Genomic DNA, 17,199 nt, shown 5'->3' on the forward strand with positions numbered 1-17,199 from the left:
TGTTAGCCAGCATCCAGCTCACCCCTTGCCGATCCCCTGCGAGCTGTCCCGGAGCCTGAATAATGCGGATGCCCACCACCTTCGGCCTGAACCAGATCGTCAGCCACGGCTTTGGCATGTTCCTGTTCGCCGCGCTGATGCCGTTCATGCGCGACTCCATCGAGATCAGCCCGTGGCAGTTGGCGACCATCGGCGCCCTGACTCAGGTGGCCTACCTCGCCGGCGCCATGCTCCTGGGTACGCTCGGCCACCGCCTGGGTACCGGCCGCCTGGCCCTGCTGACCGGCATCACCTCCAGCAGCCTGTTGCTGCTCATGTCACAGCTGCGCGATCCGCTGTTGATCACCCTGACCCTGACCTGCCTGGCCGCCAGTGCGGCGATCAGCTGGGGCTGCATCGTCGAGATCGTCAGCCGCTGCGCCCGCCCCGAGTCGCGCTCCACCTACCTCTCCTGCGCATCCAGCGGCACGGCCTGGGGCTATGCCCTCAACGGCCTGCTGATCCTCGTGGTGGTGCCGCTGCTCGGCTGGCAGGCCAGCTGGCAGGTGGCCGGGCTGTTCGGCCTGGTGGTGCTGGCCCTGACCTGGCACATGCTGCGCGACCTCAAGGCCGCCCCCGTCAGCCCGACTGCCGGCCTTGGCCCGGTCGACGCGGCGATCCCCACCTCCAAGCTGTTCGCCACCATCATCGGCGAGCGCACCGCGCTGTTCGCCTGCCTGATCTGCCTGCTGGTGGGCTTCACCACCATGCCCTTCTCCTACTGGCTCAACACCTACCTGGATGAGCTCAGCCTGCCGGCGGCACTGGGCGGCTATACCTGGGCGACGGTGGGGGGCACGGGCATGGTGGCCGGCTTCATCACCGGCAAGCTGGCCGATCGCCGCGGCCATGGCACCGCGCTGATGGTGATCTTCAGTGGCTTCGCCCTGGGCCTGCTGGCGTTTATCGCCGACCCGGGCAAGTTCGCCCTGGTCGCCGGCTTCGGCTATGGGCTGATGTACTTCCCGATGTGGGGCATCGTCGCCGGCTGGGTCAACCAGCACTACTCCTCGACCGCCACCATGCAGATCAGCGGCATCTGCATGGTCACCTTCGGCCTGGGCGGGACCCTGGGCAATCTGCTGGCCGGCTATATCCGCGAGACCACCGGCTCGCTGCACGACGTGTTCTACGTGCTGACCGCCGCATCCCTGCTGCTGGTGGCCCTGGCCATCGTCATCCTGCGCGGCAATCGCAAGGTGCTGCCGATCATCCCGCCGGCGGCTGGCGCCTGCTGACGCCCGCCCTGTCTCTGCCGCCCAGCGAAGGGGCGGCAGCCCGCCAGATACGGCTCAGGCAGCCGCGCCGCTGTGGAAGCGGAATTCCTTGTCCGGCGTGAGGATCGCCTCGCGCTCCACTTCGGCGAAGTACGCCACCCGCTCATCGATCGACTCGCCGGCATAGTCCCGGGCCATCTTCAGATAGCCCTGGTAGTGGCGCGCCTCGGACTTCAGCAGGGAGCGGTAGAACTGCCCCAGTTCCTCGTCCAGATGCGGCGCCAGGCGGAAGAAACGCTCGCAGGAGCGCGCCTCGATAAAGGCACCGACGATCAGGGTATCCACCAGCTTGTGCGGCTCGGAGGTGCGCACGTGCTTGTGCAGGCGCTGGGCATACAAGGCCGCGCTGACCGGCCGGTAGGCGATCCCGCGCCGCTGCATCAAGGCCGCCACCTGCTCGAAATGGCGCAACTCTTCGCGGGCCAGGCGCGACAGGTTGTATTGCAGATCGGCCTTCTCGATATAGCGAAAAAGCAGGGTCATGGCCGTCGACGCGGCCTTCTTCTCGCAGTTGGCGTGGTCGATCAGCATGATGTCCTGGTGCTGCAGGGCCTGGGCGATCCAGGCATCCGGCGTGGGACAGAGGAGAAAGGCTTCGATCTCGGGTAGCAGTTGCATAGGCTCACGATTGGGGTGGCGGCGCCGGCAGGCGGGCAAGGCCGGCCATTATACGAATGACACCGGGAACAGCCAGCCGCGGCGTTGATACCGGTCAAAAACACGAGGCGCCTGCACCATCTATAGTTGTCTGGCCGCAGCAACCATTTCGCAGGGAGACGTACATGCAAGCCATTCGCAGCATTCTGGTGGTGATGGAGCCGGAGCAACCAGAAGGACTGGCCCTCAAGCGGGCCAAATTGATCGCCGGCGTAACCCGGTGCCAGCTGCACCTGCTGGTCTGCGACAAGAAGCATGACCATTCGACCTACCTGCACGACCTGAGCAGCACGCTGCAGCAGGAAGGCTTCAGCGTCTCCGGCCAGCAGGCCTGGCACGAGAATCCGCACCAGACCGTGATCGCCGTGCAACAGGCCGAAAGCTGCAGCCTGGTGATCAAGCAGCACTTTCCCGACAACCCGCTGAAGAAGGCCCTGCTCACCCCGGACGACTGGAAACTGCTGCGCTACTGCCCGGCTCCGGTGCTGATGGTCAAGAGCGACAAACCCTGGGCCGGCGGCATCGTCCTGGCCTGCGTCGATGTCGGCAATGCCGACGCCGAGCACCGCACCCTGCACGCCAGCATCATCAGCCACGGCCATGACATCGCCGCCCTGGCCAAGGCCAACCTGCATGTGATCAGCGCCCACCCGGCGCCGATGCTGTCGGCCGCCGACCCGACCTTCCAGCTCAAGGAGACCATCGAGGCGCGCTACCGCGAAGAGTGCAAGGCGTTCCAGGCCGAGTACCAGATTGCCGACGACTGCCTGCACATCGCTGAAGGGCCGGCCGACGCCCTGATCCCGCAGACCGCACGCAAGCTCGGCGCGGTGGTCACGGTGATCGGCACGGTCGCCCGCACCGGCCTGTCCGGCGCGCTGATCGGCAACACCGCCGAGGTGGTTCTCGACTCGCTGGAAAGCGACATCCTGGTGCTCAAGCCCGCGGACATCATCGCCCACCTGGAAGAGCTGGTCGGCCAACGCTGAAAGCGTGCGACGCTGCCGCCTGCGGGCGGCAGGCCATTTGCGGCGGCCAGGCGCCGCTCCGACCGCGCATCCCTGCCCCGACTGCAACTGACATACGGCCTGGCGAAGGCTGTCTTTAGCGGCCATGCTGCTATGGCTGCGCAGCCGATCAGCGGCACCGCAAGACCCTCCACGCATCCCGAGACAGACCCAGATCGCCGCTGCGCGGCCTCACGGTTCAACGCCTAGGGAGATAGCCATGCAAAGCATTCACCGAATTCTGGTCGTGCTTAATCCGGTGCACTCCGACAGCCTCGCGCTCAGGCGAGCCAAGCACATCGCCCGCGGCATCAGCGCCCACCTGCACCTGCTGCTCTGCGACCAGCGGCAGGACCATGGGGCGCTGCTCGGCAGCCTGAATGCCCAGCTCAGTGGCGAAGGTTTCAGCGTCACCACGCAACAGGCGCGCTGTGACCACCTGCACCCGACGGGCGCCATCCTCGCCGCGCAGCAGGCCAACGCCTGCGACCTGGTGGTCAAGCAGCACTACCCGGACAACCCGCTGACCAGATCGATCATGCCGCCCGAGGACTGGCGCTTGCTGCGCGACTGCCCCGTACCGGTGCTGATGACCAAGACCGAACGCTCCTGGGAGGGCGGCCTGGTCCTGGCGGCCATGGACGTCGACAATCACGAAGGCGATCACCTGGACCTGCAAGGCAGCATCATCGGCCATGCGGTGGACCTGGCCGCCCTGCTCCACGGCACGCTGCACGCCGTCACCGCCTATTCCAGCGGTTTCGACCTGGCCGCCGATCCCTGCGCCCCCCAGCTCGACGGCAAGGCGGCGCAGTGCTGGGAAGGCAGCCGCTGGTTCCAGGAGGAGTACGGCCTGCGTGACCACCAGCTGCACCTGGCCGAAGGCTCGGCGAGAACGGTGATCGCGCAGTACGCCCACGAGCTGGAAGCGGCCATTACGGTCATCGGCACGGTGGCACGCAAGGGACTGGCCGGGGTGATCATCGGCAACACGGCGGAAGCCGTGCTGGATCGGGTCGACAGCGACGTACTGGTGCTCAAGCCCCACGATGCGGACGTGCACCTGCTCGAACCCCTGGCGGAGCAAGCGAATCCGCCGCACGTGCGGCAGGCCGGCTCCCGCTAGGAGGGACAGCCGAAGGCCCGCGACTACTGGCCCTCGCGCAGGAACCGGGGGGCGATATAACGGCCGTAGTGCGCCTCGGACAACAGGAAGAACTCGCGGTCGATGGCGTCACGCAACTCGGGCAGGGCCCAGTCGCGAAACTCCGGCAACAGCGCGATGCCGTAGGCGTCGAGTTGGTTGATCACCCGTGCGCCACGGGCGATCAGCTGGTACGCCCAGCAGTAGGGCGACTGCTGCGCCACGAAGCGGATCTGGCGCTGTTCCAGTTGCGTGCGCAGACGCCCCTCATCGAAGACCTCCAGCTTGGCCACCATCACCTGCTCCAGCAGCAGTTCCAGGCGCCGCCAGACCGCCTGTTTTTCCTCCTCGCTGTAGCCGTTCCACTGGATCACTTCGTGGTGGAATCGCTTGCACCCGCGGCACACCAGGTCGCCGTAGACGGTCGAACACAGGCCTACACAGGGGGTCTTGATGCGTTGATTGGACATGGCGAGAACAGCGTCGAAGGCGAAACGGCCTGGCATCTTAGCCCTTTGTCCAAGCCAGATCATCCCCACCCGGCCGACGGCAATCGCTTAACTTTGCCCGCGCTTTGCAGTAGTATCGGCGCGCCTTTTATAGGCGCTAATGTCCGTTGGAAGCTGTTTTCAAAGCGTCACGAGCACAGTCGATCCTGCAGGTACGATGTTGGCGCCGGCTCTTGAACCCCCCTTCAAGCGTCTGCGCCAGCCCTCATCTACCCCGTCCTGCCGGCGTAAAACTTTGAAAGCAGCTTCTGGAAGAAATCCCTGAAATCTCGGCCGAGCGGCTCAAAAAGCCACGAAGCGCTTGATTCGGAGTTTTCTGGATACGCGTCCCGGACAACCCTTTGGGACCACTGATGAGGGTAATAACTGTGCTTGAAGCCTATCGCAAACACGTAGCAGAGCGTGCCGCTCAGGGTATCGTGCCCCAGCCGCTGAACGCCGAACAAACCGCAGGCCTGGTCGAGCTGCTGAAAAACCCGCCGGCTGGCGAAGAAGAATTCCTCGTTGACCTGATCACCAACCGCGTGCCGCCAGGCGTCGACGAAGCCGCCTACGTCAAGGCCGGGTTCCTCTCTGCCGTGGCCAAGGGCGAAGCCGCTTCTCCACTGATCAACAAGCAGCGCGCCGTCGAGCTGCTCGGCACCATGCAGGGCGGCTACAACATCGCCACCATGGTCGAGCTGCTGGATGACGCCGAGCTGGCCAGCGTCGCCGCCGAGCAACTGAAGCACACCCTGCTGATGTTCGACGCCTTCCACGACGTCGCCGAGAAAGCCAAGGCTGGCAACGTCCACGCCAAGGCCGTGCTGCAGTCCTGGGCCGATGGCGAGTGGTTCACCAAGCGCCCGGCGATCGCCGAGAAGTACAGCCTGGCGGTATTCAAGGTGCCCGGCGAAACCAACACCGACGACCTGTCCCCGGCGCCCGACGCCTGGTCGCGTCCGGACATCCCGCTGCACGCCCTGGCCATGTTGAAGATGGCCCGCGACGGCATCGTGCCCGAGCAGCAAGGCGCCATCGGCCCGCTCAAGCAGATCGAAGAAGTCAAAGCCAAGGGCTTCCCGGTCGCCTACGTCGGCGACGTGGTCGGCACCGGTTCCTCGCGCAAGTCCGCCACCAACTCGGTGCTGTGGTTCTTCGGCGACGACATCCCCTTTGTTCCGAACAAGCGCGCCGGTGGCTTCTGCTTCGGCTCCAAGATCGCCCCGATCTTCTACAACACCATGGAAGACGCCGGCGCCCTGCCGATCGAGTTCGACGTGTCGAACCTCAACATGGGCGACGTGATCGACGTCTACCCCTACGCCGGCAAGGTGTGCAAGCACGGCACTGAAGAAGTCATCACCACCTTCGAACTGAAGACCCCGGTGCTGCTCGATGAAGTCCGCGCCGGCGGCCGTATCCCGCTGATCATCGGCCGCGGCCTGACCGAGAAGGCCCGCGCCGAACTGGGTCTGGGCAGCTCCGACCTGTTCAAGAAGCCGGAACAGCCGGCCGACAGCGGCAAGGGCTTCACCCTGGCGCAGAAGATGGTCGGCAAGGCCTGCGGCGTGACCGGCGTGCGTCCGGGCACCTACTGCGAGCCGAAGATGACCACCGTCGGCTCCCAGGACACCACTGGCCCGATGACCCGCGACGAGCTGAAGGACCTGGCCTGCCTGGGCTTCTCCGCCGACCTGGTGATGCAGTCCTTCTGCCACACCGCGGCCTACCCGAAGCCGATCGACGTCACCACCCACCACACCCTGCCGGATTTCATCCGCACCCGTGGCGGCGTGTCCCTGCGTCCGGGCGACGGCATCATCCACAGCTGGCTGAACCGCATGCTGCTGCCGGATACCGTCGGCACCGGTGGTGACTCGCACACCCGCTTCCCGATGGGCATCAGCTTCCCGGCCGGTTCCGGCCTGGTGGCCTTCGCCGCCGCCACCGGCGTCATGCCGCTGGACATGCCGGAATCCATCCTGGTGCGTTTCAAGGGCAAGATGCAGCCCGGGATCACCCTGCGTGACCTGGTCCATGCGATCCCCTACTACGCCATCCAGAAGGGCCTGCTGACCGTCGAGAAGAAGGGCAAGAAGAACGCCTTCTCCGGCCGCATCCTGGAGATCGAAGGCCTCGACGAGCTGACCGTCGAGCAGGCGTTCGAGCTGTCCGACGCCTCCGCCGAGCGTTCGGCCGCCGGTTGCACCATCAAGCTGCCGGAAAAGGCCATCGCCGAGTACCTGAAGTCGAACATCACCCTGCTGCGCTGGATGATCGGCGAAGGCTACGGCGATGCCCGCACCCTGGAGCGCCGCGCCCAGGCGATGGAAGCCTGGCTGGCCAAGCCGGAGCTGATGAGCGCCGATGCCGACGCCGAATACGCCGAAGTCATCGAGATCGACCTCAACGAGCTGAAGGAGCCGGTGCTCTGCGCACCGAACGATCCGGACGACGCCCGTCTGCTGTCCACCGTGGCCGGCGACAAGATCGACGAGGTATTCATCGGTTCGTGCATGACCAACATCGGTCACTTCCGCGCTGCCGGCAAGCTGCTGGACAAGGTCAAGGGCGGCATTCCGACCCGTCTGTGGCTGTCGCCGCCGACCAAGATGGATGCCCACCAGCTGACCGAGGAAGGCTACTACGGCATCTACGGCAAGGCCGGTGCGCGCATGGAAATGCCGGGCTGCTCGCTGTGCATGGGTAACCAGGCACGGGTCGCCGCCAACTCCACCGTGGTCTCGACCTCGACCCGTAACTTCCCCAACCGTCTGGGCGATGGCGCCAACGTGTACCTGGCCTCTGCCGAACTGGCAGCGGTCGCCGCGATCATCGGCAAGCTGCCGACCGTCGAGGAGTACATGGTCTACGCCAAGGACATCGACAGCATGGCTGCCGACGTCTACCGCTACCTGAGCTTCGACCAGATCGCCGAGTTCCGCGAAGCCGCTGCCAACGCCCAAATTCCGGTCGTTCAAGCCTAAGCGTTACCCGCGTCGAAAAAGCCCCGCCCCGTGCGGGGCTTTTTTATGCCTGGCGTTCGCCATCCGTGGCATATCGCTTGCTTATGGATACTCAACAGGATCGCAATCGATCCGCACGCGCCCCCTGCCCCCGACGGTGATGGGACCGGCGACCTTTGAAGTTGAGCAAGGAAAAGGTGCAATGAGCGAGCAAGATATTCCCCGCAGCGACGCGCTGGCCTGGGTCAACGGCAGCGACGCACCGGAGAAGAGCGCCCTGGAGATCGGCTTCATGGCCCTGACCGACTCGGCCTCGCTGATCGTCGCCGCGACCCAGGGCTTCGCCCAGCCCTACGGCCTGACGCTGAACCTGCAGCGCCAGGCGTCCTGGGCCACCCTGCGCGACAAGCTGCTCAGCGGCGAACTGGACGCCGCCCAGGGCCTGTACGGCCTGCTCTATGCGGTGCACCTGGGCATCGGCGGCACGCCGCCGGTGGACATGGCCGTACTCATGGGCCTGTCGCAGAACGGCCAGAGCATCAACCTGTCCCAGCCCCTGCAGGAAGCCGGGGTGACCAATGCTGAGGCGCTGCGCGCACGCGTGCGCCAAAACAGTGCAAAGCTTACCCTGGCGCAGACCTTCCCCACCGGCACCCACGCCCTGTGGCTCTATTACTGGCTGGCCAGCCAGGGCATCCATCCCCTGGACGACGTGAATACCGTCGTCGTACCGCCTTCGCAGATGGTCGCCCACCTGCAGGCCGGACGCATCGACGGCTTCTGCGCCGGCGAGCCCTGGGGCGCCCAGGCGATTGCCGAAAGAAAGGGCTTCACCCTGGCCACCAGCCAGTCGATCTGGCCGGATCATCCGGAAAAGGTCCTGGGCTGCACCCAGGCGTTCGTCAGCGCCTACCCGAACACGGCCCGCGCCCTGGTGATGGCGGTGCTGGAGGCCAGCCGCTTCATCGATCAGAGCGAGGAGAACAAGCGCAGCACCGCGCATCTGCTCAGCGCCGGCGAGTACCTCGACGCGCCGCTGAACGCCATCCTGCCGCGCTTTCTCGGCCAGTACGAGGACGGCAACGGCCACGCCTGGCTGGATGCCCATCCGCTGCGCTTCTTCGACGAGGGCAAGGTGAACATGCCCTACCTGTCCGACGGCCTGTGGTTCATGACCCAGTTCCGCCGCTGGGGCCTGCTGCGCGAAGACCCGGACTACTTCGCGGTGGCGCGCCGGGTCCAGCAGCTTAAGCTTTATCATGAGGCTGCCGAGGCGCTGGGTATCGCGCTGCCGGCATCGCCCCTGCGCAGCGCCACGCTGCTCGATGGCAAGCCCTGGGATGGCGCCGACCCCGCCGGCTATGCCCGCAGCTTCGCCCTGCACGCCCTGGCCGACGTCCGCCAGGCCTCAGCCCTCTGACCCCTGGAAACCGATACCACCATGCTGCGCATCCTCCTGATCAACGACACGCCGAAAAAGGTTGGCCGACTGCGGGCCGCCCTGATCGAGGCCGGCTTCGAGGTGGTCGACGAATCCGGCCTGACCATCGACCTGCCCGGGCGCGTCGAGGCGATCCGCCCGGACGTCATCCTGATCGACAGTGAATCCCCCGGCCGTGACGTCATGGAACAGGTGGTCCTGGTCAGCCGTGACCAGCCTCGGCCCATCGTCATGTTCACCGACGAGCACGACCCCAAGGTCATGCGCCAGGCCATCCAGTCGGGGGTCAGCGCCTACATCGTCGAAGGCATCCATGCCGAGCGCCTGCAGCCGATTCTCGATGTAGCCATGGCCCGCTTCGAGAGCGACCAGGCCCTGCGCGCCCAGCTGCAGGCACGCGACGCGCAACTGGCCGAGCGCAAGCGCATCGAGCTGGCCAAGGGCCTGCTGATGAAGATGAAGAGCTGCAACGAGGAAGAGGCCTACACCCTCATGCGCCGCCAGGCCATGAGCCGTCAGCAGAAGCTGATCCAGGTCGCCGAGCAGATCATCGCCATGCACGACATGCTCGGCGGCTGAGGCTCACGCAGGCGCCCGCCCTCGTCTGCGCGCAACTGTACTGCCAGAAAAGCCACTGTGCTCCCTGCTTCGAGCCACGCCGGGCGAGCTGTACGGCCATCTCGGGGCCGGGTTGTGCCTGCTGCGCCGCCGCGGGCCTGGCTATGCTGATGGCCCTGCACAGTTCTCGACGACGAGGCCCGTATGACCAGTACCCTTGACGAGCGCCAACTCCTGGCCGAGGCGGACCGCCGCGCCCTCGACTACTTCGACGGCATTCCAGGCCGCCCGGCCTTTCCCGGGCCGGCTGCCATCGCCGACCTGAAAGCCCTCGATCAGGCGCCCCCGAGCGAGGCATCGAGGCCGCCGAGGTGCTGCGACGCCTGGATGAGATCGGCTCGCCGGCCACCGTCGCCTCCAACGGCCCGCGCTATTTCGGCTTCGTCATCGGCGCCACCCTGCCCGCCGCCGCAGCGGCTGAGCGCATGGTGCTGGCCTGGGACCAGTGCGCCTCATCGTTCGACAACTCGCCGGCGGCCGATACCCTGGAACGCATCGCCGGCCGCTGGGTCTGCGAGCTGCTCGGTCTGCCGAGGGAAAGCGCCGTGGGCTTCGGCACCAGCGCCACCGCCTGCACCCTGGCCTGCCTGTCCGCCGCGCGGCGCCAGCTCCTGGCCCGCCAGGGCTGGGACTTCGACGGCGACGGCCTGGTCGGTGCCCCGGAAGTGCGCGTGGTGGTCTCCGCCAGCTGCCACATCACCGTGAAGAAGGCCCTGCGCATCCTCGGTTTCGGCATGAACCGGCTGATCGTCGCGCCGACCGACGCCCATGGCCGCGTCGATCCGCAGCAGCTGCCGCCCCTGGATGAGCTGACCATCCTCTGTCTGCAGGCCGGCGAGGTGAACACCGGCGAGTTCGACCCCTTCGCCGAGCTGATCCCCAAGGCCAAGGCGGCCGGGGCCTGGGTGCACATCGACGGCGCCTTCGGCCTCTGGGCCCGCGCCTCCTCCTCGGCCGAACTGGCCACCGGGGTCGAGCTGGCCGACAGCTGGACCACCGACGGCCACAAGTGGCTGAACACTCCCTACGACAGCGCCATGGCCATCTGCCGCGACGCCGACGCCCTCGCCAGCGCGATGAACAGCGATGCGGCCTACGCCACGGCGTCACGGGATGCGCAGAAGAACCTCACCCTGGAGTTCTCCCGCCGCGCCCGCGGCGTGGCGGTCTGGGCTGCGCTCGCCAGCCTCGGCCGCGACGGCCTGCGCGAAATGCTCGACCGGCATATCCGCCAGGCCGGCCACCTGGCCGCGAGCCTGCGCGCCCTGGGCTATCAGGTGCTCAACCGGGCGGTGCTCAACCAGGTGCTGGTGCGCGCCGACAGCGATGAGCAGACCGTGGCCATTCGCCAGGCGGCGCAGGCCTCCGGTCAGGTGTGGTTCGGCCCGACGATCTGGCAGGGACGCCCGGCCTTTCGCCTCAGCCTGTCCTCCTGGCGCACCCGCGATGCCGACATCCAGGTGCTGATCGAACTGCTGGGCGAGCTCAAGCGCAACACCCCGGCCTGAGCACGGCATCCCGACAAGCCTCTCGACAAACCCCAGGCGCTGCGCTTATCGTCGCCGCCTGGCCAGCGCACTGGCCAACGTCGCTCGGACGGTTCCGGGCGCTTACGTTTTCGAGGACAGCATGGCTGATCAAGCTTCGCGCCGCTTTGCGCGCATCGATCGACTCCCCCCCTACGTTTTCAACATCACCGCCGAACTGAAGATGGCCGCCCGCCGCCGTGGCGAGGACATCATCGACTTCAGCATGGGCAATCCGGACGGCCCCACGCCGCCGCACATCGTCGAGAAGCTCTGCACCGTCGCCCAGCGCGAGGACACCCACGGCTACTCCACCTCGCGCGGCATCCCGCGCCTGCGCCGCGCCATCTCGCGCTGGTACCAGGAGCGCTACGCGGTGGACATCGACCCGGACAGCGAAGCCATCGTCACCATCGGTTCCAAGGAAGGCCTGGCCCACCTGATGCTGGCCACCCTGGACCATGGCGACACAGTGCTGGTGCCCAACCCCAGCTACCCCATCCATATCTATGGCGCGGTGATCGCCGGCGCCCAGGTGCGCTCGGTGCCCCTGGTGCCCGGGGTGGACTTCTTCGCCGAACTGGAACGGGCCATCCGCGAGTCGATCCCCAAGCCGAAGATGATGATCCTGGGCTTCCCCTCCAACCCCACCGCACAGTGCGTGGAGCTGGACTTCTTCGAGCGCGTGGTGGCCCTGGCCAAGCAGTATGACGTACTGGTGATCCACGACCTGGCCTATGCCGACATCGTCTACGACGGCTGGAAGGCGCCGTCGATCATGCAGGTGCCGGGCGCCAAGGACATCGCCGTGGAGTTCTTCACCCTGTCCAAGAGCTACAACATGGCCGGCTGGCGCATCGGCTTCATGGTCGGCAACGCCGAGCTGGTGAACGCCCTGGCGCGGATCAAGAGCTACCACGACTACGGCACCTTCACCCCGCTGCAGGTCGCCGCCATCGCCGCCCTGGAAGGCGACCAGCAATGCGTGCGCGATATCGCCGAGCAGTACCGCCAGCGCCGCAACCTGCTGGTCAAGGGCCTGCACGAGATTGGCTGGATGGTGCAGAACCCCAAGGCCTCGATGTATGTCTGGGCGAAGATTCCCGAGCAGTACGCGGCGCTCGGTTCGCTGGAGTTCGCCAAGAAGCTGCTGCTTGAGGCCAAGGTCTGCGTCTCTCCAGGCCTGGGCTTCGGCGACTACGGCGACGACCATGTGCGCTTCGCCCTGATCGAGAACCAGGACCGCATCCGCCAGGCGCTGCGCGGCATCAAGGCGATGTTCCGTGCCGACGGCCTGCTGCCGGCCGCGCCGGCCAAGCCCCGCAAGGCGCCAGAGGCCTGATGCCTTGAACCGTCGCGCGCGGTAGCCAGGCCGCCGCGCGCAACGGTCCCCTCATCCCGAATAGTCCAGCACCGTCCACACCCGGCTCAGGCCCTCGCCGATCACACAGCCGGACTCGCCCAAGCGTTTGTTGTCGTGCAGCGACATCAGGCTGGTCACGCCATCCGCGGCATCGCGCCGCTCGCTCAACCATTGCAGGCGCCCGCAGTTCGGCGTCTCGATCACGTAGCTGGCGGCCACCGGCGCGTGCTCGCTGGGCAACCTGATCGCATCGACCACCGTGCCGCGCTCCTCGCTGCGCTTGCCATCGGACACCAGCACCGCCCAGGCCTGGCCGTTCTCGATCACCAGGTAGCTGCCATTGGCCCTGGGTTGCTCGATCTGCGGCTGAGCGCAGCCGCTCAGCAGGACCAACAGCACAATCGTCATCAAGGTCTGTTGCATTGCTACTTGCTCCTCTGCAGTGCACCGCAATCCGGCTAGGGCGGACCAGGCGAATGAGTGAGTTCAGGAAGACACGGTCTTACTATTGCCCAATACTGGTTATATGTACAGTGTTTTTCCAGTAGACTGTTTTCCGTCATCGGTCAGCCCTCGACTGCCTCATGGGCCGGCCAATTCAGTGCATCAATCAGGAGCAAAGCGATGCTGGACGTACTGCAACTGAAACACACGGTGAACCGCATGCCGCTGGAGCGGGTTCGCGCGACGGTCGAGGAACTGCAACTCGAAGGCCTGGTCACCGAGGGCAAAACACCCTTCAACCGCGTGCACTTCAATACCTGCTTCGCCGAGATCGAGGCCCTGCTGCAGCGCGCCGGCTACCACAGGCAGCTGGACGTGGTCGGCTATCAGGGCCTGGCCTACGCCATGTTCGACCCGGCGCGCTGGGACGCGGTGGACGTGCTGAGGTGGCTCAAGGAGTTCGTCGAGGAGGCCCGGGCGCAGCCGGCCGTGCGCTAACCCGGCGGCGCCTGCGAAACCGACCCAAAAGCGCTCAGGACATGGCCACGACGCACAGCGATGGCCCAGTAACAGGGCCGCAGGCGCGGCCCCTGGCGGGCCGGCGAGCCCCTCGCTGCGTGCTCTGCAGCCGCCGAAGCAACCCGCAATATCTCCATAAGCCACTGTTTTGGAAGATTTTTATCTCCAGCCCCGAACTTCCGGCGAGGCACCGCGCGCGGGCTCGCAAGGGTCGCCTCGGGAAAGCTGGCAAGCCCCTTGCAATTACCTCCTCAGCAAACGTCTTCGGATCGCCAACGGCGGTGATCGAGACGAATAGACAAAGACGTCTCAGGCATCCAGTTCTCCGGAACCGGCTTGTCCGTGACGTCTTTTTTCGTTTTCGAGACCAGAGGAACCACCATGCGTACATTCACCGCTCGCCGCTCCCTGCTGAAAAAGACCCTCGCTGGCCTGGGCTGCGCCGCCGCCATCTTGCTGTCGCCCCTGAGCCTGCAGATCGCCCAGGCGGCCGATCCGGAAAAGGACGAGCTCAAGCTCGGTTTCATCAAGCTGACCGACATGGCGCCCCTGGCCATCGCCTATGAGAAGGGCTACTTCGAAGACGAGGGGCTCTACGTCACCCTCGAAGCCCAGGCCAACTGGAAGGTACTGCTGGACCGGGTGATCACCGGCGAACTGGACGGCGCGCACATGCTCGCCGGCCAGCCCCTGGGGGCGACGATCGGCTTCGGCACCAAGGCCGAGGTGGTCACCGCCTTCTCCATGGACCTCAATGGCAATGGCATCACCGTGTCCAACGAGGTGTGGCAGGAGATGAAGAAGCATGTGCCGATGGAGAACGGCAAGCCGGTGCACCCGATCAAGGCCGACGCCCTCAAGCCGGTGATCGAGCAGTACAAGGCCCAGGGCAAGCCCTTCAACCTGGGCATGGTGTTCCCGGTCTCGACCCACAACTATGAGCTGCGCTACTGGCTGGCCGCCGGCGGCATCAACCCCGGTTACTACGCGCCGGCCAAGGGCGACATCGCCGGCACCATCAACGCCGACGCCCTGCTCTCGGTCACCCCACCGCCGCAGATGCCGGCGACCATGGAGGCCGGCACCATCGACGGCTACTGCGTCGGCGAGCCGTGGAACCAGCAGGCGGTGTTCAAGGGCATCGGCGTGCCAGTGATCACCGACTACGAGATCTGGAAGAACAACCCGGAGAAGGTCTTCGGCGTATCCAAGGCCTGGGCCGAGGCCAACCCGGAAACCCACAAGCGCCTGGTCAAGGCCTTGATCCGCGCCGCCATGTGGCTTGACGAGAACGACAACGCCAACCGCGCCGAGGCCGTGCAGATCCTCTCGCGTCCCGAGTACGTCGGCGCCGACGCCAAGGTGATCGCCAACTCCATGACCGGCACCTTCGAGTACGAGAAGGGCGACAAACGCGAAGTGCCTGACTTCAACGTGTTCTTCCGCTACCACGCCACCTACCCCTACTACTCCGACGCCATCTGGTACCTGACCCAGATGCGCCGCTGGGGCCAGATCGGCGAGGCCAAGCCGGACAGCTGGTACCTGGACGTGGCCAAGCAGGTCTACCTGCCGGAGATCTACCGCAGCGCCGCCGCCGAACTGGTGGAAGAAGGCATGGCCAAGGCCGACGACTTCCCAAGCGCAGCGGAAGAGGGTTTCCGGGCGCCGAGCAACGAGTTTATCGACGGCCTGACCTACGACGGACGCCAGCCGAACGCCTACATCAACCAGTTCAGCATTGGCCTGAAGGCCGACTCCGCGCTGTAAGCCAGCCATAGCCCAGGGAGCCGGCCCCTCCGGCTCTCCCCCTGCTTCGAGGACCAGACGATGAGCAACCCCGCCGTCGCCCAACCCATACGGGAAACCCTGAAGTCGGCGCGCAGCGCCGCCTTCAAGCGCTGGCTGCCGAGCGTGCTGATGCCGCTGATCGGCGTGCTGGCCTTCCTGCTGTTCTGGCAGCTCGCCGCCGGCAGCATCGACACCAGCCTGGGCAAGTTCCCCGGGCCGACCCAGGTCGCCAGCCAGTTCGGCGCCCTGGTCAACGAGCACCAGCGCGAGCTGGACAAGGCCGACGCCTTCTACGCCCGCCAGGAGGCGCGCAACGCCGCCAAGCTGGCGAACAATCCCGACGCCGAGGTGAAGATTCGCCCCTATACCGGCAAGCCGACCTTCTTCAAGCAGATCTTCACCAGCCTCTACACGGTACTCACCGGCTTCGTCATCGCCTCCCTGCTGGCCATTCCACTGGGTATCGTCTGCGGCCTGAGCAAGCCGATCTACAACGCGGTCAACCCGCTGATCCAGGTGTTCAAGCCGGTCTCGCCGCTGGCCTGGCTGCCGCTGGTGACCATGGTGGTCAGCGCCGTGTACACCAGCAGCGACCCGATGATGGCCAAGTCCTTCGTCACCTCGGCGATCACCGTGGCGCTGTGCTGCCTGTGGCCGACTGTAATCAGCACCACGGTAGGCGTGGCCAACCTCGACCAGGACCTGCGCAACGTCAGCCGCGTGCTCAGCCTGTCGCCGCTGTCCCACGTGCGGCGCATCGTCCTGCCCGCCGCCGTGCCGATGATCTTCACCGGCCTGCGCCTGTCGCTGGCCACCGGCTGGATGGTGCTGATCGCCGCCGAGATGCTGGCGCAGAACCCCGGCCTGGGCAAATTCATCTGGGACGAGTTCCAGAACGGCAGCTCCAATTCCCTGGGGCGGATCATGGTCGCGGTGATCGTCATCGGCCTGATCGGCTTCGTCCTCGACCGCCTCATGCTCCTGCTCCAGCGCCGTGTCAGCTGGGACAAGCACGCCGACCTGCGCTAACCGCCCCTTTTCAGGAGTCCGCCATGAACACTGCCCATCTCGAGCTGACCGGCGTCGGCATCAGCTTCCCCACCGACAAGGGCCTGTACTGCGCCCTGCAGAACGTCAACCTGAAGATCGCCAAGGGCGAGTTCGTCTCGCTGATCGGCCACTCCGGCTGCGGCAAGTCGACCGTGCTGAACATCGTCGCCGGCCTCTACCAGGCCAGCACCGGCGGGGTGATCCTCGACGGGCGCGAGGTCGACTCGCCCGGCCCCGAGCGCGCCGTGGTGTTCCAGAACCACAGCCTGCTGCCCTGGTTGAGCTGCTACCAGAACATCGAGCTGGCCGTGCGCCAGGTGTTCCAGGGGCACAAGAGCAAGGCGCAGATGCGCGAGTGGATCGAGCACAACCTGGCGCTGGTGCACATGAACCACGCCCGCGACAAGCGCCCCAGCGAGATCTCCGGCGGCATGAAGCAGCGCATCGGCATCGCCCGTGCCCTGGCCATGCAGCCCAAGGTGCTGCTGATGGACGAGCCGTTCGGCGCCCTCGACGCCCTGACCCGCGCCCACCTGCAGGATTCGCTGATGGAGATCCACGCCGAGCTCGGCAACACGGTGATCATGATCACCCACGACGTCGACGAGGCGGTGCTGCTGTCCGACCGCATCGTGATGATGAGCAACGGCCCGGCGGCGACCATCGGCGACATCCTCGAGGTCAAGCTGGCGCGCCCGCGCGAACGCATGGCCCTGGCCCACGATGCGCGCTACCACGACTACCGCGCGGCGGTGCTGGAGTTCCTCTACCAGAAGCAGCAGCGCCCGGCGGCCTGAACCGGGCACCGCCGTGGCCGGGCGCGCGCGTATAATGCCGCCGCGCGCCCGAGCGGCGTGAACTCCAGC

Annotated in this window: 15 protein-coding genes; 12 read left to right on the forward strand and 3 right to left on the reverse strand. The window is 66.2% G+C overall.

The genetic code is table 11. The features are described from left to right. The first annotated feature begins 62 nt into the window (after window positions 1-62). The gene (locus LPB260_RS17295) at window positions 63-1,277 is read left to right on the forward strand and encodes an MFS transporter (protein ID WP_208707039.1); all 1,215 of its coding nucleotides are present in this window, start codon (window positions 63-65) and stop codon (window positions 1,275-1,277) included. Between the two features lie 54 nt (window positions 1,278-1,331). Here LPB260_RS17295 and LPB260_RS17300 read toward each other — a convergent pair whose 3' ends face one another. Continuing rightward, a complete protein-coding gene (locus LPB260_RS17300) occupies window positions 1,332-1,934 on the reverse strand; it encodes a tRNA-(ms[2]io[6]A)-hydroxylase (protein WP_208707040.1) in 603 nt (200 codons plus the stop codon). A gap of 164 nt (window positions 1,935-2,098) precedes the next feature. Between LPB260_RS17300 and LPB260_RS17305 the strand changes: the two genes are divergently transcribed. Together LPB260_RS17305 and LPB260_RS17310 are read left to right on the forward strand one after the other, a co-directional pair. Continuing rightward, window positions 2,099-2,962 (forward strand): universal stress protein, encoded by an 864-nt coding sequence (locus tag LPB260_RS17305; RefSeq protein ID WP_208707041.1) that lies wholly within the window; start codon window positions 2,099-2,101, stop codon window positions 2,960-2,962. Between the two features lie 238 nt (window positions 2,963-3,200). Further along, window positions 3,201-4,106, forward strand: a complete 906-nt coding sequence (locus LPB260_RS17310) for a universal stress protein (protein WP_208707042.1) — start codon at window positions 3,201-3,203, stop codon at window positions 4,104-4,106. Between the two features lie 23 nt (window positions 4,107-4,129). On the opposite strand, the gene LPB260_RS17315 is transcribed toward LPB260_RS17310, so the two are convergent. Next, window positions 4,130-4,594 carry a DUF1289 domain-containing protein gene (locus tag LPB260_RS17315; RefSeq protein WP_208707043.1) on the reverse strand — a complete coding sequence of 155 codons (465 nt, stop codon included), beginning with the start codon at window positions 4,592-4,594 and terminating at the stop codon, window positions 4,130-4,132. A gap of 407 nt (window positions 4,595-5,001) precedes the next feature. On the opposite strand from LPB260_RS17315, the gene acnB reads away from it, so the two are divergent. The 5 genes from acnB to alaC all read left to right on the forward strand — a co-directional run bounded on the left by acnB (window position 5,002) and on the right by alaC (window position 12,508). Then, the gene (gene acnB, locus LPB260_RS17320) at window positions 5,002-7,602 is read left to right on the forward strand and encodes a bifunctional aconitate hydratase 2/2-methylisocitrate dehydratase (protein WP_208707044.1); all 2,601 of its coding nucleotides are present in this window, start codon (window positions 5,002-5,004) and stop codon (window positions 7,600-7,602) included. A gap of 181 nt (window positions 7,603-7,783) precedes the next feature. Beyond that, window positions 7,784-9,001, forward strand: a complete 1,218-nt coding sequence (locus tag LPB260_RS17325) for a CmpA/NrtA family ABC transporter substrate-binding protein (RefSeq protein WP_208707045.1) — start codon at window positions 7,784-7,786, stop codon at window positions 8,999-9,001. A 21-nt stretch (window positions 9,002-9,022) separates the two neighbouring features. After that, window positions 9,023-9,601: an ANTAR domain-containing response regulator gene (locus tag LPB260_RS17330; RefSeq protein ID WP_208707046.1), complete on the forward strand. Its 579-nt coding sequence runs from the start codon at window positions 9,023-9,025 to the stop codon at window positions 9,599-9,601. 350 nt (window positions 9,602-9,951) lie between these two features. After that, window positions 9,952-11,148, forward strand: a complete 1,197-nt coding sequence (locus tag LPB260_RS17335) for a pyridoxal-dependent decarboxylase (protein WP_256625446.1) — start codon at window positions 9,952-9,954, stop codon at window positions 11,146-11,148. 121 nt (window positions 11,149-11,269) lie between these two features. After that, a complete protein-coding gene (alaC, locus tag LPB260_RS17340; RefSeq protein WP_208707048.1) occupies window positions 11,270-12,508 on the forward strand; it encodes an alanine transaminase in 1,239 nt (412 codons plus the stop codon). 51 nt (window positions 12,509-12,559) lie between these two features. Here the strand turns inward: alaC and LPB260_RS17345 are convergent, their stop codons facing one another. Continuing rightward, window positions 12,560-12,952, reverse strand: coding sequence for a hypothetical protein (locus tag LPB260_RS17345; RefSeq protein WP_208707049.1), 393 nt, complete (start codon window positions 12,950-12,952; stop codon window positions 12,560-12,562). A gap of 201 nt (window positions 12,953-13,153) precedes the next feature. Here LPB260_RS17345 and LPB260_RS17350 point away from each other — a divergent pair, with 201 nt between their 5' ends. The 4 genes from LPB260_RS17350 (at window position 13,154) to LPB260_RS17365 (ending at window position 17,130) form a co-directional block, all read left to right on the forward strand. Then, complete coding sequence (locus LPB260_RS17350) at window positions 13,154-13,471, forward strand: transcriptional regulator (RefSeq protein ID WP_208707050.1); 318 nt, start codon at window positions 13,154-13,156, stop codon at window positions 13,469-13,471. A 402-nt stretch (window positions 13,472-13,873) separates the two neighbouring features. Next, complete coding sequence (locus LPB260_RS17355) at window positions 13,874-15,262, forward strand: CmpA/NrtA family ABC transporter substrate-binding protein (protein ID WP_208707051.1); 1,389 nt, start codon at window positions 13,874-13,876, stop codon at window positions 15,260-15,262. 60 nt (window positions 15,263-15,322) lie between these two features. Next, a complete protein-coding gene (locus LPB260_RS17360) occupies window positions 15,323-16,312 on the forward strand; it encodes an ABC transporter permease (protein WP_208707052.1) in 990 nt (329 codons plus the stop codon). Between the two features lie 23 nt (window positions 16,313-16,335). Further along, the gene (locus tag LPB260_RS17365) at window positions 16,336-17,130 is read left to right on the forward strand and encodes an ABC transporter ATP-binding protein (protein ID WP_208707053.1); all 795 of its coding nucleotides are present in this window, start codon (window positions 16,336-16,338) and stop codon (window positions 17,128-17,130) included. Window positions 17,131-17,199: the final 69 nt, after the last annotated feature.

It is taken from the genome of Pseudomonas sp. LPB0260, assembly GCF_013388395.1.